Raw genomic sequence first — 25,702 nt, 5'->3', positions numbered from 1 at the left:
ATTACTGGTGAGTAAACCACGTGGAAGGGCACCGATGCGAGAGTTCGAAGTCCCGGCTACCTACACCATCCCCGAGGACGTCAACGTCTCCGACGGCGTCTTCCGGCATGCCGAGCGCACGCCCGGCCTGGTGGTGTTCAACAGGCCGGACGGTAAGGGCGGCTGGACCGATGTGACTGCCAAGCAGTTCGCGCAGGCCGTCACAGGCGTGGCGAAAGGGCTGATCGCCACCGGCATCGAACTCGGCGACCGGGTCGCGATCCTGGCTTCCACCCAGTACGACTGGGTGGTCCTGGATTTCGCCATCTGGGCCGCGGGCGGCTGCACCGTCGCGATCTTCGACAGCTCCTCGGCCGAGCAGGCCAAGTGGATCCTGCAGGATTCGGCGACCAAGCTGCTGGTCGTCGAAACGCCCAAGCAGCGCGCGATGATCGGCGAGATCGAGTCCGCCCTGCCGGAACTGAAGGAAACTCTGCTGCTGACCGCCGGCGTGAGCGGGTCAGCGCCCGGCGCGCCCGGAGGAGGCAGCTTGCGTAACCACGCAGGGCCCTCGGAAGCGCCGGCGTCGGATACTGAGGCGGCAGCGGAGCGTAACCACGCAGCGCCCCCGCTCATGCCCGATGGATACGGCGCGGTGGAGGAATTCACCCGTCGGGGTGCGGATCTCGACGATGCCGTCGTGCACGAGCGTCGCGCTCAGGTCAAGGCCGCCTCCCCGGCGACGCTGATCTACACCTCGGGCACCACCGGGCGGCCCAAGGGCGTCATGCTCTCGCATGCGAACCTCTACGCCGAATCGGCCGCGGATCGCGCGGTCATGCCGCACGATCTGCGGCCGGGCAAGCGCTCGCTGCTGTTCCTGCCGCTGGCGCACGTCTTCGCGCGGGCGGTGGCGCTGGCCGCGTTCGACGCGGGCGTCACCGTCGCGCACACCGCCGACTGGTCCACCCTGGTCGAGCAGTTCGGCCAGTACAAGCCCGATTTCATCCTCTCGGTGCCGCGGGTATTCGAGAAGGTGTTCAACGGTGCGAAGCAGAAGGCGCACGACGGCGGCAAGGGCGCGATCTTCGACGCCGCGGCCGATACCGCCATCGCCTACAGCCAGGCCCTGGACAACGGCAGGCCCGGCCTGGTGCTGAAGGTCAAGCACGCGGTCTTCGACAAACTGGTGTACGGCAAGCTGCGCGAGGCGATGGGCGGTCGCTGCGAGTCCGCGGTCTCCGGCGGCGGCCCGCTCAGCCCTCGGCTCGGACATTTCTTCCGCGGGGTCGGCGTCAACATTCGCGAGGGTTACGGCCTGACCGAGACCACCGCGGCGATTTCGGTGAACACGCCCCAGTACACCCGCGTCGGATCGGTCGGCCGCCCGCTGCCCGGCCACGGCGCCAAGGTGGCCGAGGATGGCGAACTGCTGGTGCGCGGCCCGGTCGTGTTCTCCGGCTACTGGGGTAACGACGCGGCCACCGAGGACGCCTTCGCCGACGGCTGGTTCAAGACCGGCGACCTGGGCGCGATCGATGCGGACGGTTTCATCACCATCACCGGCCGCAAGAAGGAAATCCTGGTCACCGCCGGCGGCAAGAACGTCTCCCCGGCCATGCTCGAGGATTCGCTGCGCTCGAACCCGCTGATCAGCCAGGTCATGGTGGTCGGTGACGGCAAACCGTTCATCGGCGCGCTGATCACCCTGGACGCGGAGGCCCTGCCCGGCTGGAAGGATCGTCACAACCTGCCCGCGGACACCCCGATCGAGAAGCTGATCGAGAACCCGGACCTGGTCGCGGAGATCGACGCCGCGGTCGCGGACACCAACAAACTGGTCTCGCACGCCGAGGCCATCAAGAAGATCCGCATCCTGCCGGTCGACTGGACCGAGGAGGGCGGGGAGCTGACCCCCAAGATGTCGCTCAAGCGCGCGGTCGTGATGAAGAACTACGCCGCCGACGTGGAGGCCATCTACAGCTGAGTCCTGCTGCGGGACAATTGTTTCCGGAGTGAACGGCCCATTCGCGTACTGCGGGTGGGCCGTTCGCGTCGGATCGGATCGATTCGGCGTGAATCGGCTTGCGGCCGTTCAGTTCTCGGCGTCCATACCGAGCCGGTCCGCACCCCAGCTGCGGTGGATGTAGCCGGTCACGCGCTCGAGTTCGTCGGGCGGAATCGAGGCCGATTCGCCGTGCTCGAGCGGGTCGAAATGGAAGATGTACAGACGTGAGGCGAACTGCTCGAACGGCAGCGAGGCTTCACCGGAACGCTCGCCGTGCCCGGACGTGCCGACGACCACGCCGTCACCCCAATCCTGGCCGCTGTCGTTGTTGGGGTTGTAGAAGTAGACCCGCATCTGGTCCTGGGGGTCCAGGCTGACCCGCAAAATCGTGATCGCATGCCAGCCGACGAATCGGGCCGCGCTGTCGGTGACGGCGATACCGGCGGGTTGTGGGTGGATCAGTGGCTGGTTGCCGTTGTAGAACGGGTGATAGCTGGCGTAGAAGTGCCGCAGGAACTCGTCCAGGTCGGTCAGCGCGCCGGTGGCCACGTCGACATTGATCCGGAATCCGCGTCCGGACCACCAGCCGTGGAATTCCGGATTGATCCAGCGGTGTGGATCGCCCGCGCGTCCGATGCAGCGCCGCCCCATCTCCGCGTAGATCCGGTCGAGATGCGGCACCACCAGCAGCGATACCGGATCCAGGTCGATGTTCAACGTCGTCGCGCCACCCGGCGCGAGTTCCCGTGAGGAGATGGCCTGCCCTTCGAAATGCATGACGACCTCGTCGTCACGCGCCGCCCAGGCCACGGTCTGCAACAGGTAGTCGGGGTCGTTGTAGGCCCACATCGATAGCGCGCGCGCCGATTGGCACGTCGGATTGTCGCCTTGGCCGACGCCCAGCGGCAGGCCCAGCATGGACAGCACACCGGCCAGCAGCCGAGCTCCCGCATCGGGGGAGGGGCCGAACACCTGGTTCAACCGGGCGCGCGAGCCGGCGGACAACTCCAGCCGGAGCTGCCGCCACATCGCGGGGGCGACCGGCGGTTGATAGAGGATGCCGCGTTCGAGCAGCGACGCGAGACCGTAGACGCACTGGGCCGTCTCGGGATGTACGGCGCGTTCGATGAGGGTGCGGACCAGCTCGTGGTAGCAGAGCAGGCAGTCACGCCCGGTACTGGACAGTCCCATCGCCTCGGCGAGCAGATATTCACCCCTGCCGAGCAGATGGCGCAGCAGCGTCGCGTGATACGGCGAGACCAGTCCGGTGTCGTGCATGGACCGCGCGAAACCCGTTGCCTCGGACTGCAGAGCGGCATCGTCCATCGCTTCGAGCCGGGCGAGGTACACCTCGACGCCGGGATCCTCCCGGCACGCGTCGGTGGTGCTGTAGAGGCTGCTGATCAGCCGGTCCGCGCCGAGCGCGCCGGCGCCCAGATCGATATCGGGATTGGCCCGCGCCACGGCGATCTGGGTGATCATCCGCTTGACCGAATCCACCTGAATGGGTCGCTGGCGCAGGATGCGCCAGATCTCCTCGATCAGATGCTCGAGCACCTTCTCGTACCCGATCTCCTGGACCAGGTGGTGCAGCAGTTCCCGGGAAGCCAGCGCCATGCGGCCCTGCTGTTCCCGCTCGGCTTCCGAGGGCGGGGTGAACAGCAGGGACAGATTGGTCGCCAGCACCTGCGACAGGTGGTCGTGGGCTTGTTCGGCCGAAATCGAGGGATGCGTGTACTCGCCCTTGGCGACGGCCAGCAGACGCAGGTCGCTGACCGTCTCGAGGACCACGGTGTCGGGATTCGGGCTGCGCAGTGAGCCCGTGCTCAGCGCCGGGATCAGGATCTCCGGAGTCGCCCAGTCCGTGCCGAGGAACAGCCCCGCCGATTCGAGCCCGGCCGCGCGTGCCCGCACCGCCGCGCATCCGCCGGGCAGGGGCAGCACCCGCCGTAGTGTGCCCAGAACCCTCGTGAGCTTGACCTGCTTACCGAAATCGGCTGCGGCCGCGAGGGATCCGGTGGCATCGTCCAGCGCGGCAAGGCGTTTGTCCAACGCCGTGCTGTCGCTGCTGAGTGGACTCAATCTCCGGTCCTCCCGTGAGCCGTTGCAGTCCAACGGATTCAAATGTAGAAGTCGAGTTCTTCCTGTCGCTTCAACAGATTTCGGAGAGTGTACGGGTCCTCTCCGAAGAAGTACAGTACGCCCCAATGGTTTCCGAACGCAGTGCGTTTGGTCACCATTTCTTCCAGCGGCGGGGTGAGCTCGTGTGAATCGAAGTAGTCGTGGTCCTCGGTTTCCTCGGGCATGGCCAGGCGGCTGACCACGCGGCGCCGCGGATAAACTCCGAAGCAGCCCGCATGCCCTTTCGCGTCCACCACCTCCTTCGGGAAGAATGCCTCGATCTCCTCGGCGGTCGTCTTCGGATCGAAGGCCAGGACCAGCGCGTGATACGCGTTGAACCCGTAGCATCGTTCGAGCAGTTCGAACACCTTGAAACCGGGTGGCCGGTAGGCGACCTCGCCGAAATACATCTCACCGTCGCTGGTGACGAAATACTCGGGGTGCACGAAACCGAATTCGATATCGAACGTCTTGATCAACTTCTCGATCTGGCGAGTGATCTCCGGCCGGTACCGTTCCAGTTCCGGTGTGGCCGGAACGAATACCGAATACCCGAGAGTCACGTATTCGGAGATGTTCAGGAAACAGATCTTGCCGTCGTGGATCCACGCCTCGACCGCGAATTCCCAACCGTCCAGATGCGATTCCATCAGGAGCGGAAATTCCTCGTCGGGTATCGAATCGATCTCGTCGGGTGTGCGGATGACGCGGTGTCCCAGGCAGCCCGCCTTGTCGAAGGCCTTGATGTGGATCGGATCGTTGGGATCGCCATCGAGTTTGAGCAGGGTCTGATTGACCCGCTTGAGGAAGCGGATGACGTCGTCGCGTTCGTGCGCCTCCTCGAAGATCCCGACGCGAATGCCGCCGAGTTGGGCGCGGCGCTTCATCAACGACTTGTCGCGCAGCAGCATCGCCTGGCCCAGCAGGCGAGGATTGTCCAGCAGCACCGAGTTGATCGCCCCGGCCCACTCGACGGTCTCCTCGAAGATCGGAATGGCGACGTCGACGCCCCGGGCCTTCAGCGTCTCCGCGATCTCCATCGAGCGATCGTTGAGGCGCTCGAAATCCCAGCAGATATAAGGAATTCGGTGTTCGGTGCAATATTCCTCGGCCCACTCCGGGGCCACCACGACATAGCGCCGATCGAAACGATCCACCGCTTCGACGGCGCTCAAACTCCAGCCCAACAGGGCGACATAACCTTTGTCCGGGTTTCGTATCGCCGATTCCCGTGTTGCAGTCGACAAGACCGGTCTCCTCTCGACCCCGGGACCCAGCATGGCGATTCGGGGGCCGTCATCGCGGATATCGCGGTGCGGTCGGTGTGCTACGCGCTATCCGTATCTCTTGCCGCTGACGGAGTGTCCCGATATCCTCGTCGACACGGGTATCCGGCGGCTACGTGATCGAAACGGCTTCCGGGCGTTGGCAGTTGGATCGAACCCCGTGTCGCCGTCATTCTGTGCGAGTACCCATGCGGGCATCGCGCCAAACAGAGGCGGCCGATCGGCGCCCGGATTCGAGGAATTTCGGAGCGGCTCGGATGCTACGTCGCACCGTCGGGCTCGAAAATTGTTGCGGTATAGGAAGGTCGACTCCGACGTCGATATCGGCGAACAATCGGATTGTCGACATTGTCCGAGCGTCGTCGGAACGGAAACGGACCGGCACCGCATTGTGCGGTGCCGGTCCGTATCGCGTGCGGATACTCGGTCAGCCGACCGGGCCCTGAGCGAGTTTCGCTCGGGCGGATTGGGTTTGCCCGGTCTGGTCGATGAACTTCAGGGTGACCGTATCGCCGGGGTGGTGCTGATCCATGGCGTCGGTGAGCTCCAGGGCGGAGCCGACGGCGGTGTTGTCGACGCCGGTGATCACGTCTCCGGGAGCAAGACCCAATTCCTCGGCGGGGCCGCCGGCGACGATATTGCGGACCAGCGCACCGCTGTTGGAATCGCTCACCGAGACGCCGAGGAAGGCGGACTGACCGATATGGACGGTGCTCGAGCTCTTGCCCGCCCGGATCTGCTTGGCGACGGCCAACGCCTTGTTGATCGGAATGGCGAAGCCCTGCCCGCCGCCTTGGCCGTTCATGGTGCCGAGGCGGAAGCCCTGTGATGCGGCGGTGTCCACGCCGACGACCTGTCCCGCGCTGTTGATCAGCGGACCACCCGAATCGCCCGGTTGGATATTCGCCGCGACCTGGATCAGTCCGGTCAGCTTCTCCGCGGCGCCGGCGGCCTCGTCGCTCGCGGTGATCGACCGGTCCAGCCCAGTGACCTGGCCGGCGGCCGCGGTCGGGCTGCCGGTGCCACCCGCATTGCCCAGACCGACGATGGCGTCGCCGACCGCAACCCGATCCGAATCGCCCAGCGGTGCGGTCTGCAGGCCCGACGCCCCGGACAACCGCACCACAGCGAGGTCGTCGGAACGGTCGTAGCCGACCACCGTCGCGGGATAGGTTCTGCTGTTACCCAGATCGGTGACCGAGATCTTGGTGGCGCCCTCGACGACGTGGTTGTTGGTCAGGATCTCACCGTCGGAGGTGAGTACGATCCCGGTGCCCGCACCCTCGCCGTTCTGCAGGCCCAGCTGGGTGTCGATGTTGACTATTCCGGGGACGACCTTGTTCGCCGCGGCGGTGAGATCAGCGGTGCTGGTTTGTGAGTCGACCGGTTGCGACACGATGCCCGGCGACTGTGCCAACGGCGATCGCGTGGCCGCGCCGGGCGCGGTCAATCGCGCCGCGACCATGCCGATGGTCACCGCGAGGGCCAGTACGATCGCGGCCACGACGGTGAAGCCCAGCCCGTGGCGCGGCGGACGGCCACCCTGCGGCGCATGCGGTCCGTAAGGTGCTCCGTACGGACCCGGTTGTCCGGGCCTGCTCCCCTGATTCGGATACACGGTCATCACGTCCTTTTGGTCAGGAACCTCTCAATCAATTAAGCGCGCCGTTCCTGAGAGTGGGCTGGGGAGTTGCCGTGGAACCGCCACGGTGAGCGTCGCCATATCCGAACGGCCCGCGCGGGGCGAAGGCCCGCTTTCTGACGAATCCGTGACGGACCCGAATCCGGGCCTCTCGGCCGGTCACACGTGCCCGCGCCGGCAGTACGCTCGCGAGATGACCTCCTCTGGCACGCGCGGGACTTCGTCGAGCACCGGCGCGACTCGGCGCGGTGATCCCGATTCGGCCGGATCGGGTCTGCGCACGGCCGCCGGCATCCTCACCGCGGGGTTCGCCCTCGGGGCGGCGGAGTTGGTGGCCGCGCCGGTGGGGTCGGGCAGTGCGCCGCTGACCGCCCTGGGCGGAACCGTGGTGGACCACACCCCCGACAGCGTGCGAGAACGGGTGATCGCCCTCGTCGGCACCAACGACAAGCTGGTGCTGTTCATCCTGATGGCGGCCGTCGCGGCCATCGTGGCGGCCTTCGCCGGGCGGATCGAACGCTCCCGCCGCCCGGTCGGTTCGGCGCTGTTCGCCGTGTTCGGACTGGTGGCGGCCGGTGTCGCGGTGACCAGGCCGGGCGCGTCCTGGACCTGGGCGCTGCCCTCGGTGATCGGGGTCGGGCTGGCGATCGTGGTACTGCGCGGGCTGACTCGGCGGATCGGGGCGTACGAGTCGACGGTACTGGTCGCGAGCGAAACCGATTCCGGGACAACGGATTCCGGTGTGAACGATCGGACAGGTGAGATCGATCGGCGGGGCCTGATCCGCGCGCTCGTCGGTGTCGGAGCCTTGGCCGCGGCGGCCGGGGTGGCGGGCCGGTTCATCGGTTCCGCACTGCACAGCGTCTCCGCCGAGCGCGCCGCGGTGCAGCTACCGGTCGCGCCGTCGCCGCAGCCGCCGATCGATCCCGCGGCCGATCTGCGCATTCCCGGCCTGACCCCGTATCTCACCGCCGACCGTGATTTCTACCGGATCGACACCGCGCTCACCGTCCCGCAGGTCAGCGCCGAGACCTGGACGTTGCGGGTGCACGGCATGGTCGATCGCGAAATCCGGCTCGGCTACAACGATTTGAAGGCGCGCCGTCCGATCGAACGACTGGTGACGTTGACCTGCGTATCGAATCCGGTGGGCGGGGATCTGATCGGCAACGCCCGGTGGCTCGGCTACTCCCTGGCCGATCTGCTCGCCGAGGCCGGACCCCACCCGGACGCCGATATGGTGCTGTCCCGCAGTGTGGACGGATTCACCGCGGGCAGTCCGCTGGCCACCGTCACCGACGGCCGCGACGCCATGCTGGCCATCGGAATGAACGGCGAACCGTTGCCCATCGAGCACGGCTATCCGGTGCGGCTGGTCGTTCCCGGCCTGTACGGCTACGTCTCGGCTACCAAATGGGTGACCGATATCGAGATCACGAGATTCGATCGGGCCCAGGCGTATTGGACCGAACGAGGCTGGTCCGAGCGCGGCCCGATCAAAACCGGCACCCGCATCGATACCCCGAAGGACGGCGCATCGGTGAGTCGTGGCCGGGTCGCGGTCGCGGGCGTGGCCTGGGCCCAGCATCGGGGGATCAACGCGGTCGAGGTCCAGATCGACGACGGCCCTTGGCAATCCGCGCGCCTGGCCGCCGAACCCAGCGTCGACACCTGGCGACAGTGGGTCTACGACTGGACCCCGACCCCCGGCACGCACACCATCCGTGCCCGCGCCACCGATGGCACCGGCCAGGTACAGACCGCCGAGGTCCGGGACGTCGTCCCGGACGGTGCCACCGGTTACCCGTCGATCACCGTGCGAGCGGGGTGAGGCAGATCCCGGCAGCGCGGCTCACGTCCGGTCGGACGTCCGGTCGTAGCCCGCACCGCTGTATTCGGCGGGCCGCGCCTCGGGCGTGAGTTCGTAACCGAGATTCACATCGTGGGTGAGGTTCGCTCCGTCGATCAACACCTGACTGCTGACCTGCGGATATCCACGCGCCACCACGGTGTAGTCGCCCGCGGGCAGGTCCGGGATGCGGTAGTTGCCCTCGGCATCGGTGAACACCGAGCCGACCACCCGGCCGGCCGAGTCCAGGACCGACACCTGGGCATCGGCGACCACGTCCGAATCCGACCAGGCCCGGCCGCTGAGCACGGCCATCGACGCCAGCTCGATGTCGTACCGCAGCGTGCCCGACTCCGGAAGGGTGAGCGTCGTGGCATGCGGCTGGCGGCCCTCGGCCACCGCGACCAGGGTGTATTTGCCGGCGATCGTGCCCTGGCAGGCGTAGGCGCCATCGCCGCCGGTCACCCCGGCGGTGACGACCTCGCCGCGGGTGTCGGTCAAGGTGATCGTGACTCCGGCCAGCGGCTGCCCGCCACCGGCGGTGACCACACCCGACAGCTCGCCGTTACCGCTGAGGGTCACCTCCCACAGGGCGTCGCGGTCGCCGGCGGTGACCGAGACCGCGGCGGGCTGGTGCCCGCTGGCCGCGGCGATCAGGACGTACTGTCCGGCAGCCGGGGCCGCGAGGCGGTAGACGCCGTCGTCGCCACCGGTGGCACGGGCGACCTGATGTCCGTTGTGGTCGATCAGCGTGAGCGCCGCGCCCGATACCGGCCGTCCGTCCTCCCGGTGCACCCGCACCGAGAGCGGTTTTCCGGCTCCGGCGGCCGGAGTGGCGGATTGCTGAGCGCCGACCCGGTCGACCGGGGTGAACTGTGTCGTCGCGGCGGCTGCGGGCGCCTCGTCGATCGGCGCCGCCGCGGGCGCTTCGGCGTCGGCGACCGCGGGTGCCGGTGTCTCGCTCTTGTTGTTGACGAACAGGACCGAGGCCACGACACCGATGAGCAGGATGGCGGCGGGCAGATACATCGACTGGCTCAGCGCGGTGCTGAACGGGTGCACGATGAATTCCGGGAGCTTGGTCTGGCCGGCCCCTTCGGAGAACTGACCTCCGCCGAGGTGTTGAGCGGCCATCCGGTTGGAAACCAGGGCGGCGATCACCGCACTGCCCAGGACCGAGCCGATCTGCCGGGTCGTGTTGTACACGCCGGCGCCCGCACCGGCGAGTTCCATCGGCAGGTCGTGGGTCGCGGTCGAGGCCAGCGGAGCCCAGATGCACGAGTTGGACAGACCGGCGACGCCGCCGATCACGATGAACAGCACGATCGAGCTGTCCGGCTTCATCAGAGTAGCGAATCCGAAGATCGACGCCGCGAACAGCGCGAAGCCGATGGTCGGGATGATTCGCGGCGGCATCCGGTCGGAGATCTTGCCGATGAACGGCGCGGTGATACCGGTGACGATCGCCATCGGAGCGAAGACCAGCGCGGCCCGGGTCGGCGAGTACTCGCGCACCGCCTCCAGATAGAAGTAGGCGGGCACCATCAGAGCCGTGATCGCCGCGCCCATCGAGGCGATCGCCACACTCGACAACGCGAAGTTCCGGTTGCGGAACAGGCTCATCGGCACCAGCGGCTCACCCTTGTTCCGCGCCTGGTTGATCACGAACAGGCCCAGTACCACGACACCGGCGATGATCATGGTCCAGATCCAGGCGTTCCAGTTGTGCGCGTTGCCCTCCTGGATGCCGAAGACCAGCAGGAACATTCCGATTGCGGACAGTGCCACGCCGACGAAGTCGAACCGGTGCTCGTGCGTCTCCAGGGCCGGCACCAGCCACAGCGCCAGGACGAAGGCCACCACCCCGATCGGGACGTTGATGTAGAAGATCCAGTTCCAACCCAACTGATCGACCAGGACGCCGCCCAGGATCGGGCCGACCAGGGTCGCCAGTCCGGCGACGCCGCCCCACAGACCCATCGCCGCGCCACGCTTGTCCGGCGCGAACGTGCGGGTGATCACGGCCATCGTCTGCGGCGTCATCAGGGCCGCGCCCAGGCCTTGCACCGCGCGGGCGGCGATCAGCATCTCGATGCTGCCGGACAGACCGCACCACAGCGACGCGAGGGTGAAGACCACCAGGCCGATCAGGTAGATGTTCTTGGGGCCGAACCGGTCTCCGAGCCGGCCGGTCACCAGCAGTGGCACGGCATAGGTCAGCAAATACGCGCTGGTCACCCAGATGACCTTGGTCATATCGGTGTTCAGGTCGTGCATGATGGTCGGATTGGCCACCGCGACGATGGTCATATCCAGCAGAATCATGAAGAAGCCCACGACCAGCGCGTACAACGCCAGCCAGGGATTGTGTCGGGTGGTCATGGGTGTCTGTGTCCTATCGAGCGGTGAACGATCGCGGTGAACGATCGGTACGACGTAGGGGGAATCTCGCGCATCACGGGTGACGCGCCTCAGTGGCCGGCAGGGTGCGCACCGCCGTTCCGCAGCTGGGCAAGCACGTCGTCGGTGACGGCTGTGCCCCAGTCGGGCCCCAGATCCTCGGTCTCACAGGTATCGATGCGTTCGCCATCGGGGGTGAACTGCTCCCATTCGAGAGTGCCGTCCCGCAGCTCGGCGCTGATGCGGCGCAGCCACGTGACTTCGGCGTCGGTCTGTGCGCGGATGTGTTCGATGACCATCCAGTAGCGGCGTGGTACCCGTTTCGCGGGCAGCCACTGCAGGAGGGCGTCGAGTTCGGTGAGGTCGTTGTTCAGCCAGCCGATGCGCTCGGTGATCAGCTCGAGCACCTCTCCCGCGGGCATGTTGTGCGCCTCGGAGATGGCCAGCGGGAAGATCGGGTATTCGCGGACGGGACGACGGATGATATCGGTGATCCGGTTCCGCAGGGCGGTCCTGCCTGCGGGATTGATTCGGTAGGTGGTGCGTTCGGGACGGTTGCCGGCGCGGTCGGTGCCCTCGGCGCGCACCAGATCCTGCTCGGCCAGGCGGGTGACGGTGTGATACAGCGAGCCCGGACGGACCTTGACCAGAAAGTCCTCCCGGCGCTGCACGAGCAGTTGATACATCTCGTACGGATGCATCGGCCGCTCCTCGAGCAGCGAGAGCACCGCGAGCGCCAGTGGCGTCAAGGTGGCCCCTGGCTGCTTGGTCATCGTGGTCGCTCCTGTTCGTCGATCGGGACTCCAATCGAGACCGCCGACATCATCCGCCTCAAATATTCCACTCCGAATATACGGTGCGGGAGAGTGCGTAACAAGAAGGAATGACCACCGTCACATCGGATCGATCACCCCGCGAATACGAAACCCGCCACGCGAAAAGCGCCGGGCCGGAATCATTGGATGCGATTCCGGCCCGGCGCTGTCGCGAACCGTATTCGATTGTGCCCCAGGGTGTTCGGTCAGGCCGTCGGCGAGAACGCCTCCGCCAGGATCTCCGCCTGCTCGACCGCGTGCACCTTCGACGAACCCGAGGACGGGGCCGACATGGCACGGCGCGAGATCCGGCGCAGCTTGGCGAACCGGTCCGGCAGGATCTCCGGCAGGTTCAGGCCGAAGAACGGCCAAGCGCCCTGGTTGGCCGGTTCCTCCTGCACCCACGCGATATAGGTCGCATTGGGGTAGGTCGACAGCTTGTCGTTGAGCCGGTACGAGGGGATCGGGTACAGCTGCTCGATGCGCACGATGGCGACATCCTCGCGGCCCTTCTTGGCCTTCTCCGCGACCAGTTCGTGGTAGAGCTTGCCGCTGGTCAGCAGGATCCGCTTGACCTTCGCGCGGTCACCGTCGCCGCTCTCGTAGGTGGGCTCCTCGAGCACCGAGCGGAACTTGTTGTCGGTGAAGTCCTCGATATTGGAGACCACGGCCTTGTTGCGCAGCATCGACTTCGGGGTGAAGACGATCAGCGGGCGGCGGATGCCGTCCAGCGCGTGCCGGCGCAGCAGGTGGAAGTAGTTCGAGGGGGTGGAGGGAACCGCCACCGTCATCGAACCCTCCGCGCACAGCTGCAGGAACCGCTCGATGCGGCCGGAGGTGTGGTCCGGGCCCTGACCCTCGTGGCCGTGCGGCAGCAGCAGCACGACCTCCGACAGCTGACCCCACTTGGCCTCACCGGAGGAGATGAACTCATCGATGATCGACTGCGCACCGTTGACGAAGTCGCCGAACTGCGCCTCCCACAGCACCAGCGCGTCCGGATTGCCGAGCGAGTAGCCGTATTCGAAGCCGACCGCGGCGTACTCGGAGAGCGCGGAATCGTGTACGGCGAACCAGCCCGGGTTCGCGCTGCCGATGTTGTGCAGCGGGGTGTACTCCGCGCCGGTCTTGCGGTCTATGACCACCGAGTGCCGCTGGGTGAACGTGCCGCGGCGGGAGTCCTGACCGGTCAGGCGCACCGCGCGGCCCTCGTCAATCAGCGTGCCGAAGGCCAGCAACTCGGCGAAGGCCCAGTCGACCTTGCCCTCGTAGGACATCTCGCGACGACGCTCCAGCACCGGCTTGACGCGCGGGTGCACGTTGAAGCCCTCGGGAACGTTGAGGAACGCGTCACCGATCCGCTGCAGCACGGTCTTGTCCACCGCCGTGACGACGGTGCCCGGGACGGTCTGCTCCTCCTCGACCGACTCGCTCGGCTCCGGCGGATACTTCTCCAGTTCCCGCACCTCGTTGAAGACCCGCTCGAGCTGGCCCTGGAAGTCGCGCAGCGCGTCCTCGGCCTCCTTCATCGAGATGTCGCCACGACCGATCAGCGCCTCGGTGTAGGACTTGCGGACGCTGCGCTTGGTGTCGATGACGTCGTACATGTACGGCTGGGTCATCGACGGGTCGTCGCCCTCGTTGTGGCCGCGGCGGCGGTAGCAGATCAGGTCGATGACCACGTCCTTGTGGAACTTCTCGCGGAAGTCGGTGGCCAGGCGGGCGACCCAGGTGCAGGCCTCGGGGTCGTCGCCGTTGACGTGGAAGATCGGCGCGCCGATCGACTTGGCGATATCCGTGGAGTACTCGGTGGAGCGGCTGTTCTCCGGCGCGGTGGTAAAGCCGATCTGGTTGTTCACCACGATGTGCACGGTGCCGCCGACGCGGTAACCGCGCAGGCCGGACATGTTCAGCGTCTCGGCGACCACGCCCTGACCGGCGAAGGCCGCGTCACCGTGCAGCATCAGCGGCACGACCGAGAAGGTGCGCGCCTCTTCGCCCTTGGTGACCAGGTCTTCCTTGGTGAGCAGATCCTGCTTCGCGCGGACCAGGCCCTCCAGCACCGGGTCGACGGCCTCGAGGTGCGACGGGTTGGCCGTCAGCGAGACCTCGATGTCGTTGTCACCGAACATCTGGATGTAGGTGCCGTGCGCGCCGAGGTGGTACTTCACATCGCCCGAGCCGTGGGTGGCGGCCGGATTCATGTTGCCCTCGAACTCGGTGAAGATCTGCGAGTACGGCTTACCGACGATATTGGCCAGCACGTTCAGGCGGCCGCGGTGCGGCATGCCGATGACGACCTCGTCCAGGCCGTGCTCGGCGCACTGGTCGATGACGGCGTCCATCATCGGGATGGTCGACTCGGCGCCCTCCAGCGAGAACCGCTTCTGGCCGACGTACTTGGTCTGCAGGAAGGTCTCGAACGCCTCGGCGGCGTTCAGCCGCGACAGGATGTACTTCTGCTGGGCGACGGTCGGCTTCTCGTGCTTCTGCTCGACCCGCTGCTGAATCCATTGCAGCTGTTCGGTTTCCAGGATGTGGGTGTACTCCACGCCGACGTGGCGGCAGTACGCGTCGCGCAGCACCGACAGCACGTCGCGCAGCTTCATCCGCTCCTGGCCGTGGAAGCCCGCGACGTTGAATTCGCGGTCCAGGTCCCACAGGGTCAGCCCGTGCTGGGTGACGTCCAGATCCGGGTGGCTGCGGAACTTGTCCTTGACCAGCCGCAGCGGATCGGTGTCGGCCATCAGGTGGCCGCGGCTGCGATACGCCGCGATCAGCTCCTGCACGCGCACGCTCTTGTCGACGCCGCGTTCCTTGATGTCCTTGCGCCAGCGGACCGGCTCGTACGGCACGCCCATGCCGTGGAAGATCTCGTCGAAGAACTCGTCCGAGATCAGCAGGTTGTGCACGGTGCGCAGGAAGTCACCCGACTCCGCGCCCTGGATGATGCGGTGGTCGTAGGTGGAGGTCAGCGTCATCAGCTTGCCGATACCCATCTCGGCCAGCTGCTGATCGCTCATGCCCTGGAACTCGGCCGGGTACTCCATCGCGCCCGCACCGATGATCGCGCCCTGACCCGGCATCAGCCGCGGCACGGAGTGCACGGTGCCGATGGTGCCCGGGTTGGTCAGCGAGATGGTGACGCCGGTGAAGTCCTCGGTGGTGAGCTTGCCGTCGCGGGCCCGGCGCACGACGTCCTCGTACGCGTTGTGGAACTGCGCGAAGTTCATCGTCTCGCAGTTCTTGATGGCCGCGACGACCAGGGTGCGGGCGCCGTTCTTCCCCGGAAGATCGATGGCCAGGCCCAGGTTGGTGTGCGCCGGGGTGACCGAGTTGGGCTTCCCGTCGACCTCGGCGAAGTGCCGGTTCATGTTCGGGAAGGACTTGATGCCCTGCACGATCGCGTAGCCGAGCAGGTGGGTGAAGGAGATCTTGCCACCGCGGGTGCGGGCCAGGTGGTTGTTGATGACCAGCCGGTTGTCGATCATCAGCTTGGCCGGGATGGCGCGCACGCTGGTCGCGGTCGGGATGGTCAGCGAGGCCGACATGTTCTTCACGATCGCGGCGGCGGGACCGCGCAGCACCTGAGAGGCATCGGCCGACTCGGCGGACTTCGGCGCGCCGGAGGTGGGGGCGGCGTTGGAGGCCGGGGCGGGGGTGGTCTGCGGGGTGCGCGCCTGCGGCGGAGCGGCAGCGGCAGAGGTCGCCACGGCGACCTTCGGGGCGACCGGGTTCGGCGCCGCGGCGGGGGCGGCGGCCGGGGCGGGCGCGGCCGCGGGGGCCGGGTTCGCAGCGGGAGCCGGAACGGGGGCCGCGGGGGTGGTCGCGGTTGCGGCGGCAGTCGGGGCGGCAGCGTTGCCGGCGCCGTTGTCGGACGGACTTTCCGGCGTGTAGTCGGCGAGGAACTCGTGCCAGCTCTCATCGACCGACGACGGGTCTTGCTTGTACTTCTGGTACATCTCGTCGACGAGCCACTGGTTCTGTCCGAACTGGGATGTTGAGCTGCTCACAGCAGGTGTTCGCCTCATTTCGTTCTTCGCGCTGCGACGTTTGTGACGTGCTCGGCACGGGTATCGGCAATATGCGCGCCGATGCGCCCTTTCCGAGGATAGGCCCAGCCCTGAACCGGCGCTTCACGGCGGTCCCTGCGGGTCGCTGCCTGATTACCCAAGCTGCCTCCTCCGGACCGCTCCGAACTCCGCACCCCGCTGGCGAATCCACGCTGCCAGGAATTTGCTGAACGGGACCGGCCTCATGACTCATAAGAGACGACCCGTCCTAGGTCGAGAATATTCCCTCGCCCGCCCGTGCCGCTTCCCATAACCGGCTGTAGATGCCGTTCGCCGCGACCAACTCGGCATGGGTGCCGATTTCCGCGATCCGTCCGGCGGCCACGACGGCGATCAGATCGGCCCGCGCCGCGGTGGCGAGCCGGTGCGCGACGATCACCGCCGTGCGGCCCGCGGTCATCGCGGCGCTGGCGGCCAAAACCTTCTCCTCACTGACCGGATCCAGCACGGCGGTCGCCTCGTCCAACAGCAGCAGGTCCGGATCGACCAGTTCGGCGCGGGCCAGCGCGATCAGCTGCCGCTGCCCGGCGGACAGGCCGCGTCCGCCCTCGCCGACCGGCTGGCGCATACCGCGCGGCATGGACGCGATCATGTCCAGTGCGCCAACGGTTTCCGCGGCCCGCTCGACCTGCGTGGCAGTCGCGGACGGTCGGCCGAAGGCGATGTTGGCGGCGATGTCACCGGTGAACAGGTGCGCCTCCTGCGGAACGACGCCCAGGCGGGCACGGAAATCCGCCAACCGGTAATCGCGCACGTCCGCGCCGTCGACCAGGATCGCGCCGGTGGAGCCGGACGGTGGAGTGGTCGCGTGCCGGGCGTCATCGGGCGGTAGGTCGTAGAGACGGGCGAGGAGTTTGACGATGGTGGACTTGCCCGCGCCGGTCTCGCCGACCAGCGCCAGGCTCGAGCCGGCCGGAATGTGCAGGCGCAGATCGTCCAGGGCGGGCGAGGCCGCGCCCGGATACCGGAAGTGCACGGTGTCGAATACCACATCGGCGGCTCGGCCCGCACCGGCCGGGACCGGGTCGATCGGATCGGGTGCGATCGAGGACGGCGTGCGCAGGAGCGTTCCGATGCGTCCGAGCCCCACTCGGGCCTGCTGGTATCCGTCGAACACCTGTGACAGCTGCACGATCGGGTTGATCAGCAGGCTCAGGTACAGCACGAAGGCGACCAGCGTCCCGGGAGTGCTCACACCGTGCGCGATATCGCGCGCACCGACGAAGACCACCGCCGCTTGGGCCAGGTCGGCCCAGGCGACGATGAAGCCGAAATACACCGCGATCGCTTTCTGCGCTCGCATCCTGGCCTTGCGGTAGGCGTCGGAGTAGCCGGTGAAGCGCACCGCCGCGTGCGGTTCGGACCGGTAGGCCTGGGTGGTGCGCAGTCCGGCGATGTTCTCCTGGAAATCCGCGTTCACCGTGGCCACACGCTCGCGGGAGGCCGAGTAGGCCGAGGCGGAGATCTTGCGGAACGCGAGCGTCGCGATGGCCAGCGGCGGCAGCGCCGCGAAGACCACCAACGCCAGACCCGCGTCGCAGATCACCAGCGCCACCATCACCCCGGCGACGGTGGCGATGCCGATCAGCGCGGTGCCGAGTCCGGTCTGCAGGAAGGTCGACATCGCATCGATATCGGTGGTCATCCGGGTCATGATCCGGCCGGAAAGCTCCCGTTCGTAGAAGTCGAGTCCGAGCCGCTGCAGATGCGCGTAGCTGCGGATACGCAAACCGTAGAGCACCCGCTCACCGCCGCGGGCGGACAACAGCGTGCCCGCGGCCTCGTCCACCCAGCTCAGCAGGGCCAGGATCAGCGCACCCAGTGCCGCGGCCAGCAGCGCCGCACCGCTGTGCGCCGCCACGCCGTGGTCCAGCGCATAGCGCGTCAACATCGGGAAGCCGACGCCGATGGCGCCGTCCAGGGCCAGCAGCACCACCACGGCCACCAGCAGCCAGCGCACCGGCCGCAACAGTCGCAGCAACCGGAAATCCGGATCGGGACGTTCGTGCTCACTCGGATCCATGCGCGGCGGCTCGTCCGCGGCGGGCAGCCGGGCGAGTGTGGCACGCAGCTCCGGGGGCACGTCGACGTCGGGAGCTTCGACCTGCTGGGCGAGGTCTGTGGCGGCTGAGGCTGGTCGCGGGCGGCCTGCGGTGGATCCAGCCGACGGCGGAGTGTGGCGCGGTATGCCCCCCGGGGGATCGGCGAGCGTGGAAAGTTGTTGTGGCACTGGGGGATCGATGCGCTCTGGCGCAGCGTTCGAGTGTGCCCGGACCGGATCACCGGCCGGGGAACCGGCGCTCGAATCGGTACTGACACCGGAACTCGTTGCGGCGGTGATGGTCTCCCCCGGCTCGGGCCAGAGGTTCGGGATCTCGCGGCGCGGTGGCGCCGGGAGGCGGATGACGCGGTCGGCGTGGGCGAGGGTCGATTCCCGGTGCGCCAGAATGATGGTGGTGCGGCCGGTGTCATCGGCGAGGCCCTCGAAGATCGCCGCCTCGGTGACGGCGTCGACGGCGGATGTCGCGTCGTCGAGAACCAGGATGCGCGGGTCGGCCAGCAGGGCGCGGGCCAGGGCGAGACGCTGGCGCTGGCCCCCGGAAAGGGTCAGGCCGCGCTCGCCGACGACGGTGTCGTAGCCCTCGGGCAGGGCCTCGATGAACGTATGTGCCGCGGCGCGTTCGGCGGCGTGCCGGATTTCCTCGGCAGTGGCGCCGGGATGGCCCAGGGCGATATTGGCCGCGACTGTGTCGGAGTACAGGAACGGCTCGTCGAACACGACGCCGACCGCCGCGCGCAGATCCGCGGCCCGCAGTTGCTCGACATCGGCCGCGCCGTCCGCCCCGTGCAGCACGATATGCCCGGCATCGGGGTGGTAGAAGCGCGGCAGCAGCATGGCCAGCGTGGATTTTCCCGAACCCGCGGGGCCGATGACCGCGACGGTCTCGCCGGGGCGAACGGTCAGGTCGAAATCGTGCAGCACCGGCCGGTCGGGGTCGAAACCGAAAGTGAGGGAATCGATCTCGATGCCCAGTGGTCCCTCGGGCAGCGGCCGCGGTTCCGGCCGGTCGACGGTGTCGGGCGCCTCGTCGATCACGGCGAACACCCGTTCCGCCGCGGCGCGGGTGAGCTGTGCCATCACGATGACGCTCGCCACCACGCGGGTGCTGCCCGCGAGAATCGTGACGTACGCGGCGAAGGCCAGGAAGGTGCCGACGCCGATCGAGCCGTGCAGGGCGAGCATGCCGCCCAGGGCGATCACCGCGACCATGCCGATCTGCGGGATCGCCGCCACCGTAGGGGCGAAGCGGGAGTCGATGCGCGCGGCGCGCATCCGTTCGCCGAAGAGCCGGCGCGCGTGCACCTCCAGCACACCCACCATGCGCGCCTCCTGGCCGAATCCCTTGACCACCCGCACGCCGGTGACCGTTTCCTCGACGTGCTGGGCCAGATCGGCGGCGCGCTGCTGCGCCGACCAGGTGGCCGCGTGCAGGCGCGGGCGGGTGCGGTACACCACCAGCATCAGGGCGGGCACGGTCAGCAGCGAGACCAGCGCCAACGGTGGCGACAGCACGATCATCACGATCGCGGCCAGCACCGCGAGCAGCAATTGCATCGCCGACATCGGCGCCATCGCCAGAAAGCCCTGTACCAGTTGCAGATCCGAGATCGACCGGGACACCACCTGCCCGGTGCTCACCCGGTCCTGGCCGCGCCCGTCATACCGGTGCAGGGCCGTCAGCAGTGATACCCGCACCTCGTGTTGCACATCCAGCGCCAGCCGCCCGGCCAGCCACCGCCGCCCGGTCGAGGTGCCGAACCGTGCGATCGCCAACACCACCAGCACCGCCGTGACATCGGTGATCGCTCGCACATCGCCGACGCGTGCGCTGTCCAGCGCCTGTTTGGCCGCCACCGGGACCGCCGCCTCGGCAATCGCGCCAAACAGCAGCGTCAGAACGACTGCCGACAGCAGTCGCGGCCGTGCCCAGCATGCCCGCCACAACCGGCGTAACCATCCGACCTCGCCGTTCCCAGCCACACCCGCCCCCGTTCCTACCGAGCTCCGCATCGGCATCCGACATTACCGAGCGGAACCGACAACCCCTCTCACCCGCGAATTCTTCCCAGGTGAAGCGTGTGTGCACCGTTGACGGGGTGACTACAGATCGCGCTGACTCAGTTTCCACCAGGACAGCGCGCCGACGGCGGCGGTCCAGATGACCAGCACGACGGCGGAGACGGCACCGGGAGACAGGAAGGGACTGCGCGAGAAGGAACCGACCGCGACCGTGCCGATGGTGGCCGATTCGGGGAGCAGGACCGCGACGCCGGCGATGCCGATTCCCCGCAGGATCAGCCACAGCAGCGGCTCGGCCACCAGGCACCAGCCGATCACGGCGGTCACGGCCAGGCCCGTGGAGCGCAGCAGCAGACCCATGCTCGCGCCGATCACTCCCCAGCAGACCGTCGCGAGCAGGCCGCCCAGCAGCACTCCCGTCAGACGCAGGCCGAACTGGACCTGCGAATGTCCCAGTATTGCCAGCCCGATGCCCGCGCCGATCTCGGCCGCCAGTCCCAGCGTCAACGAATACACCGCTGCCACACCGAGTTTCGCACCGAAACGCAGATTGCGGTCCGGGACGAACAGGGCCGTCAGCGGCATGCTCTCGTAGCGGTATTCCGACCCCGTGGCGGATGCGCCACTCAGTGCCGCGGCCACGATCGCGACCAGTACGGCCAGATACAGCCCGACCGTGGCGGTTCCGGTGGCGATCTGCCCGCCGTCCTGTGGTCCGCTGCCGGTCCCGGCGCTCACCAGGCCGGTCACCAGACCGATCGCGGCGCAGCAGGCCGGGAGCAGCCACCCCGAACGCTGGGTCGTCACCCTGCGGATCTCGGAGTACGCGGCACGGCGTACGGGCACCGGGATCTGCGACAGGGACGGCAGTTTCGGCAGCCTGAGCATGGTCGGATTCATTGCGGCATCCCGTACGGTGTCGGCGCGGTCCTGGTCAGAGCGGTCAGCACCCGGTCCGGATGCACGGGCTCGGGGATCATCTCGGTCAGGCGCACACGGGCGCGACCGGCTGCGGCCTCGATGTCGGCGCGGCCGGCCTCGGCGATCGCCAACCGCCCGTCCGAGCGCATGACGGTATCGGTGAAGCCGTCCGCGGCCAGCATCGTGGCCAGCGCGATCGGACTCGAGGCGGCGACCACCAGGCGGTCCGGGTGGCTGCGCCGCAGCGAGCGTGGACTGCCCTGATACACCACCGAGCCGGCGCTAAGCACGACCAGATTGTCCGCGACCGGCAGCACGGCCGACAGACTCTGCGAGGTCAGCAGCGTGGTGCCGCCGCGGCGCGCGTGTCGGCGCAGGCGGTCGAACAGCCAGGCCCGTTCGGAGCCGTCGAGTCCGGTGAGCGGATCGTCGAGAATCAGCAGCGGCGGATCGCCCAGCAGCGCGATCGCCAGCGCCAGCCGCGCGGCCATATTCGGCGGCAGGGTCTGTACCTTGTCCCCGGCGACCGGATCCAGGCGGGTCAAGGCGAGGAGTCCGTCCACCTCGGCGTCGGTGACGCCCGCGGCCGCGGCGTAGACCAACAGCTGTCCGCGCACGGTGCGGCCCGGTTGCAGCCCGTGCGGCTGGAACATCGCCCCCACCGGGCGGTTCCCGCGCACGCCGGAACCCGGTCCGCCGACCGACGCGGTACCGGACGAGGGCCGCGACTGCCCGAGCAGAATCTGCACGAGCAGCGACTTGCCGGCTCCGGGCGGTCCGACCAGGGCGGCGGTCGTCCCGGCCGGTACGGAGAAAGTCACCGCGCGCAGAGCCGTGACGCCCTCGAACTTCATGGTCAGCCCGGTGACGCCGAGCGCAATCGGTCGTGCCGCACTCATCGTTCGCTCCTGCGGGCCGTGGTCGTCGATCGGGGCGGAAGGATCAACGCCGCTCCTCGCCGGGTTGGTCCGGGCCGGGCAGGGGATCCGCGTCGATCACCACCGGAGTGTGCCAGACCAGCGGCGCCGGGCCGAACGCCCGGTTCGCGTTGGCGATGGTCTGTTTACCCAGCGTCCGGTTGCCGAATCCGCCGATGGCCGCGCCGATTCCGGCCGGCAGCACCTTGCCGAACATCAACGGGCTGCGCTTGGCCAGGAAGCGCAGGATGAAACGCCGCATCAGGGTGTCGTTGAGGCTGCGGATTCCGGGAATCCGCTCGGTCAGCAGAGTGGCCCAGTTCTGCGCCGAGCGGCCGAGGTTCTTCTCCACGATCTCCATCCCGCTCTCGCCGAGTACGACCGCGAGCACCAGCGCGCGGCGGCGTTCGGCGTCGCCGGGGGCGATGCCGTGCACGGCCGCGACCGCGAGGGTGTAGACCGCCGAGGCCTCCAGGAAGAAGGTGGTCTCCGCGCTGACGGCCGCGAGTGCGGCGAGGGTGCCGACCGCCGGTACCGCGGCGGTCGCACCGACAGCGGTGCCACTGCCGGTGACGCTCGTGAGATACAGCGTCTCGATCCGCGCGATGATCTGCGCCGGTGACTCCCCGGGATGTGCGCGCCGGAGGCGGTCCACGTACTTGGCGACCGCGGGCGCCTGCAACTGCGCTCCGTTGTCGAGCATGGACCGGATCGCCTTCTCCACCCCGGCCTTGAATATCGGCATGTCACCCCTCTCGTCCGCGCCGAGTCTAGTGTGGGCGGCCCGGATGCCGCCGTTACGGCGAAACCGGTCCGCCGGGATCGGGCCGGTGGGTGGGTGGTTCCCGAAATTGTCGGTGGTCCGGCCTACCGTGGGAGGCGTGAGCGTGGTGGACCCGGCCGCCGACGGAACCGGCTCTCGTCGCCGAGTCGGTGGATCCGCGCGCGTCGGCGAACTCGTCGAGGAGTCGCTGCTGCGGCAGCGAGCGGTGGGCGGTGCCGGCACGTCGGACGGCGGCGGCATCTCCGAAGGCGCGCGCGCCGCGCCCGATCCGCGCTTGCGGCCGTATCTGGGAGATTACGTCGGTTATCTGCTGCGTGGTTTCCCGCCCGGAGTGCACATCGGGATGCCGTCCACGGCGCTGACGGTGATCGTCACGATCGATGAGCCCATCGAGTTGCCGGTCAGCTGTCATCCCGCGCAGTCCGGCGGCAGCTGGGATGCGCTGGCCAGCGGGCTCACCGTCCGGCCGTGCCTGATCGGGCACCGCGGATATCAACACGGTGTCCAGCTCGCGGTGACGCCGCTGGGAGCGCGAGTGTTGTTCGGCGTGCCGACCGCGGAGCTGGGATCGTGGCTGGTCGACCTGACCGATCTGCTCGGGCCGCGGGCAACCGAGTTGCGCGAACGGATGTCGGTCACCGCCGACTGGCCGGGCCGCTTCGCGATTCTGGACCGGATCCTGCTCGAACTGCTGCGGGAGGCCACGATCGAACCGGAGTTGCGGCGGGCGTGGCAGTTGCTGACCGGTTCGGGCGGACGTGCCCGCGTGGGCGCGGTGGCCGAGGAGATCGGTTGGAGCAGAAGGTATCTGGGCTCGCGGTTCGCCGCGGAGTTCGGAATCACGCCCAAGGACGTGGCCCGGCTGGCGCGTTTCGAGTACTCGCACAGGCTGCTGCGCACGGTGGCCACCGAAGCCGCGTCCGACACCGCCACCGGGCCTCGCGCAGGCGCGACCCTCGCCGAGGTCGCCGCCACGACCGGCTATTACGACCAGGCGCACATGGCGCGCGAATGGCGGGAGCTGGCCGGGCTGCCGCCCTCGCGGTGGCTGGCGTGCGAGGTGTTCCCATTCGTCCAAGACCCCGTACCCGGATTGTTGGAAGGCTGACGAGCATGACAGACACAAGCAGCGAAATCAGCACCCGCGTCGCGACCCCGGTGTGGCCGTGCCTCACCTACCGAGACGCCCCCGCGGCGATCGAATTCCTCTGTCGCGCATTCGGTTTCGTCGAGCGTGCGCGCTACGGCGAGGGCGATGTCATCCAGCACGCCGAACTCGGCCGGCCCGGCGGTGGCGGCATCATGCTCGGCTCGGTCCGCGAGGATTCGGTGCACGGCCAACTGCCGACCGCCAGCGGATCGGTATACGTCGTCGTCGACAATCCCGACGAGCTGTATGCCCGCGCCGAGGCGGCCGGGGCCGTCATCCTGCGCGGCCTGCGCGATGAGGACTACGGTTCCCGAGGCTTCACCTGCCGCGACCCGGAGGGCGTGATCTGGAGTTTCGGCACCTATGCCGGAGCCGCGCAAGACGAGTGATCATTCGGCGCGGTGGACCAGACCGTCCGTGTCGATCTCGACCTGATTACCGGTGTGGAACCAGCTTCCGGTGAAACGGGATTCGGTGGTCTGGGGGTCGTTCCAGTAGCGCGGGGTGACATTCGGTCCGCGGCACAGGAGTTCGCCGCGACCGGATCCGGCTCGCGGGCCCCACAGGGCCAATTCCATTCCGCCGAAAGGAAGTCCGAGCAGGTCGCGGCAGTGCGGGTCGGCGCTGTCGGCCAGTGCCAGGCCGATACCGCTGGTCTCGGTCGCGCCCCAGACCGACCACTGCCGCGCCAGCGGGAACACCTCGCGCAGCGCGTCGGCGACGATCGCGCAGGTGCCGGGGTCGACGGCGGCCACCTCGGCGCGATGTCCGGCGCTGCAGACCTGCCGCACTCCGTCGGCATGCAGTCCGGCCAGGTCGGGCAGGAGTCCGGCGAAGATGCGCGGCGTCGCGCAGACCGCGTCGATGCGTTCGGTGACGATGGTTTCCGCGATCAGCGAGGGATCGGGAGTCAGGACGACGGTGCCGCCGACAGCGAAGGTCGGCAGCATCTGGTCCACGCACCCGCTGGCGTGGGCCAGCGGCAGCAGGACCAGGTTGCGCATCCCATCGGTCGGCAGATCGAGTGCGCTCACCATGGAACGAACCGCCGAAAGCAAGTTCTCGTTGGTCAGCTCGACCCCCTTGGGTTCGCCGTACGCGGGCGAATCGGCCGGGCAGACCGTGCCGCTGGTGTAGCACAGCAGCGCCAGCTCGCTCAGGGACGCGCCGTCATCGATGAAGGCCGCGCCGTCGGGCAGGTTCGCGTAGTTCGCCTCGGCCCCGCCGCCGTCGAGCACGAAATCCGCGGAGCTGTCGGCGAGGAGTTGATCGGCGAGCGCGTCGGGCAGCGGGTCGGGCACCAGCACGGGCACCGCGCCGGACAGCAGCGCGCCCAGGAATGCCTGCACCCAGCGCGCGCCCACCGGCATGCGCACCGCGACCCGGTCGCCGTAGCCGATGCCGTGCTCCTGCAATCCTCCTGCGATCCTGGCGGCACTGTGCCACAACTGCCGGTAGGTCAGGCGTACCTCGTGCCCGCTCGCACCGCCGATCTCCACCACGGCCTCGCGGTTGGAGAATGCGTGCACCTGCACGTCGAGCAGTTCGGTGAGGGCCGGATTGAGGTTGCCGTAGCGCAGAACGCCGTCGGCGCCACGGGCAAGAGGGTTGGTACACCACGGATTTCGGGTCTGTGGATATTCGACGAGCTGTGGCATACGTCCCTCCGAGTGCCT

At 68.1% G+C, this 25,702-nt stretch carries 15 protein-coding genes; 4 read left to right on the top strand and 11 right to left on the bottom strand.

Annotation, left to right across the window (positions count from 1 at the left end):
- The first annotated feature begins 34 nt into the window (after positions 1-34).
- Positions 35-1,966 carry an AMP-dependent synthetase/ligase gene (locus tag AC5WS7_RS32010; RefSeq protein WP_495958332.1) on the top strand — a complete coding sequence of 644 codons (1,932 nt, stop codon included), beginning with the start codon at positions 35-37 and terminating at the stop codon, positions 1,964-1,966.
- Positions 1,967-2,074: 108 nt separating this feature from the next.
- Here the strand turns inward: AC5WS7_RS32010 and AC5WS7_RS32005 are convergent, their stop codons facing one another.
- From AC5WS7_RS32005 to AC5WS7_RS31995, 3 genes are all read right to left on the bottom strand, one after another.
- Entirely contained in the window at positions 2,075-4,069 is a 1,995-nt protein-coding gene (locus AC5WS7_RS32005) for a hypothetical protein (RefSeq protein WP_495958331.1), read from the bottom strand.
- 38 nt (positions 4,070-4,107) lie between these two features.
- The gene (locus AC5WS7_RS32000) at positions 4,108-5,148 is read right to left on the bottom strand and encodes an ATP-grasp domain-containing protein (protein WP_495958442.1); all 1,041 of its coding nucleotides are present in this window, start codon (positions 5,146-5,148) and stop codon (positions 4,108-4,110) included.
- A 673-nt stretch (positions 5,149-5,821) separates the two neighbouring features.
- Positions 5,822-6,859 (bottom strand): S1C family serine protease, encoded by a 1,038-nt coding sequence (locus AC5WS7_RS31995; protein WP_495958441.1) that lies wholly within the window; start codon positions 6,857-6,859, stop codon positions 5,822-5,824.
- Between the two features lie 370 nt (positions 6,860-7,229).
- Here AC5WS7_RS31995 and AC5WS7_RS31990 point away from each other — a divergent pair, with 370 nt between their 5' ends.
- Positions 7,230-8,867 carry a molybdopterin-dependent oxidoreductase gene (locus tag AC5WS7_RS31990; protein WP_495958330.1) on the top strand — a complete coding sequence of 546 codons (1,638 nt, stop codon included), beginning with the start codon at positions 7,230-7,232 and terminating at the stop codon, positions 8,865-8,867.
- Positions 8,868-8,888: 21 nt separating this feature from the next.
- On the opposite strand, the gene AC5WS7_RS31985 is transcribed toward AC5WS7_RS31990, so the two are convergent.
- The 7 genes from AC5WS7_RS31985 to AC5WS7_RS31955 all read right to left on the bottom strand — a co-directional run bounded on the left by AC5WS7_RS31985 (position 8,889) and on the right by AC5WS7_RS31955 (position 22,837).
- On the bottom strand, positions 8,889-11,267 hold the full coding sequence (locus AC5WS7_RS31985) for a DHA2 family efflux MFS transporter permease subunit (RefSeq protein ID WP_495958329.1): 2,379 nt from the start codon (positions 11,265-11,267) through the stop codon (positions 8,889-8,891).
- A gap of 89 nt (positions 11,268-11,356) precedes the next feature.
- Entirely contained in the window at positions 11,357-12,058 is a 702-nt protein-coding gene (locus AC5WS7_RS31980) for a PadR family transcriptional regulator (protein WP_495958328.1), read from the bottom strand.
- Positions 12,059-12,306: 248 nt separating this feature from the next.
- Entirely contained in the window at positions 12,307-16,131 is a 3,825-nt protein-coding gene (locus tag AC5WS7_RS31975) for a multifunctional oxoglutarate decarboxylase/oxoglutarate dehydrogenase thiamine pyrophosphate-binding subunit/dihydrolipoyllysine-residue succinyltransferase subunit (RefSeq protein WP_495958327.1), read from the bottom strand.
- A 250-nt stretch (positions 16,132-16,381) separates the two neighbouring features.
- Entirely contained in the window at positions 16,382-20,245 is a 3,864-nt protein-coding gene (locus tag AC5WS7_RS31970) for an ABC transporter ATP-binding protein (RefSeq protein ID WP_495958326.1), read from the bottom strand.
- A gap of 90 nt (positions 20,246-20,335) precedes the next feature.
- Entirely contained in the window at positions 20,336-21,142 is an 807-nt protein-coding gene (locus tag AC5WS7_RS31965) for an ABC transporter permease (protein ID WP_495958325.1), read from the bottom strand.
- Positions 21,143-21,150: 8 nt separating this feature from the next.
- On the bottom strand, positions 21,151-22,074 hold the full coding sequence (locus AC5WS7_RS31960; RefSeq protein WP_495958324.1) for an ATP-binding cassette domain-containing protein: 924 nt from the start codon (positions 22,072-22,074) through the stop codon (positions 21,151-21,153).
- A gap of 43 nt (positions 22,075-22,117) precedes the next feature.
- The gene (locus AC5WS7_RS31955) at positions 22,118-22,837 is read right to left on the bottom strand and encodes a hypothetical protein (protein WP_495958323.1); all 720 of its coding nucleotides are present in this window, start codon (positions 22,835-22,837) and stop codon (positions 22,118-22,120) included.
- A gap of 244 nt (positions 22,838-23,081) precedes the next feature.
- Here AC5WS7_RS31955 and AC5WS7_RS31950 point away from each other — a divergent pair, with 244 nt between their 5' ends.
- Positions 23,082-23,984, top strand: coding sequence for a helix-turn-helix domain-containing protein (locus AC5WS7_RS31950; protein WP_495958440.1), 903 nt, complete (start codon positions 23,082-23,084; stop codon positions 23,982-23,984).
- A 5-nt stretch (positions 23,985-23,989) separates the two neighbouring features.
- Positions 23,990-24,415 carry a VOC family protein gene (locus AC5WS7_RS31945; RefSeq protein ID WP_495958322.1) on the top strand — a complete coding sequence of 142 codons (426 nt, stop codon included), beginning with the start codon at positions 23,990-23,992 and terminating at the stop codon, positions 24,413-24,415.
- Here the strand turns inward: AC5WS7_RS31945 and AC5WS7_RS31940 are convergent, their stop codons facing one another.
- Positions 24,416-25,684, bottom strand: a complete 1,269-nt coding sequence (locus AC5WS7_RS31940; protein WP_495958321.1) for a class I adenylate-forming enzyme family protein — start codon at positions 25,682-25,684, stop codon at positions 24,416-24,418. It abuts the gene before it with no gap.
- Positions 25,685-25,702: the final 18 nt, after the last annotated feature.

The organism is Nocardia sp. PLKS1-43 (assembly GCF_059510335.1).
This window is presented reverse-complemented; position numbering and strand designations above follow the sequence as displayed.

Excerpts from the sequence above, each read along its gene's own strand:
- AC5WS7_RS32010 (WP_495958332.1), top strand. The coding sequence starts at position 35 with ATGCGAGAGTTCGAAGTCCCGGCTACCTACACCATCCCCGAGGACGTC.
- AC5WS7_RS32000 (WP_495958442.1), bottom strand. The coding sequence starts at position 5,148 with ATGGAGATCGCGGAGACGCTGAAGGCCCGGGGCGTCGACGTCGCCATT.
- AC5WS7_RS31995 (WP_495958441.1), bottom strand. The coding sequence starts at position 6,859 with ATGGTCGCGGCGCGATTGACCGCGCCCGGCGCGGCCACGCGATCGCCG.
- AC5WS7_RS31990 (WP_495958330.1), top strand. The coding sequence starts at position 7,230 with ATGACCTCCTCTGGCACGCGCGGGACTTCGTCGAGCACCGGCGCGACT.
- AC5WS7_RS31985 (WP_495958329.1), bottom strand. The coding sequence starts at position 11,267 with ATGACCACCCGACACAATCCCTGGCTGGCGTTGTACGCGCTGGTCGTG.
- AC5WS7_RS31980 (WP_495958328.1), bottom strand. The coding sequence starts at position 12,058 with ATGACCAAGCAGCCAGGGGCCACCTTGACGCCACTGGCGCTCGCGGTG.
- AC5WS7_RS31975 (WP_495958327.1), bottom strand. The coding sequence starts at position 16,131 with ATGAGGCGAACACCTGCTGTGAGCAGCTCAACATCCCAGTTCGGACAG.
- AC5WS7_RS31970 (WP_495958326.1), bottom strand. The coding sequence starts at position 20,245 with ATGCGGAGCTCGGTAGGAACGGGGGCGGGTGTGGCTGGGAACGGCGAG.
- AC5WS7_RS31965 (WP_495958325.1), bottom strand. The coding sequence starts at position 21,142 with ATGCTCAGGCTGCCGAAACTGCCGTCCCTGTCGCAGATCCCGGTGCCC.
- AC5WS7_RS31960 (WP_495958324.1), bottom strand. The coding sequence starts at position 22,074 with ATGAGTGCGGCACGACCGATTGCGCTCGGCGTCACCGGGCTGACCATG.
- AC5WS7_RS31955 (WP_495958323.1), bottom strand. The coding sequence starts at position 22,837 with ATGCCGATATTCAAGGCCGGGGTGGAGAAGGCGATCCGGTCCATGCTC.
- AC5WS7_RS31945 (WP_495958322.1), top strand. The coding sequence starts at position 23,990 with ATGACAGACACAAGCAGCGAAATCAGCACCCGCGTCGCGACCCCGGTG.
- AC5WS7_RS31940 (WP_495958321.1), bottom strand. The coding sequence starts at position 25,684 with ATGCCACAGCTCGTCGAATATCCACAGACCCGAAATCCGTGGTGTACC.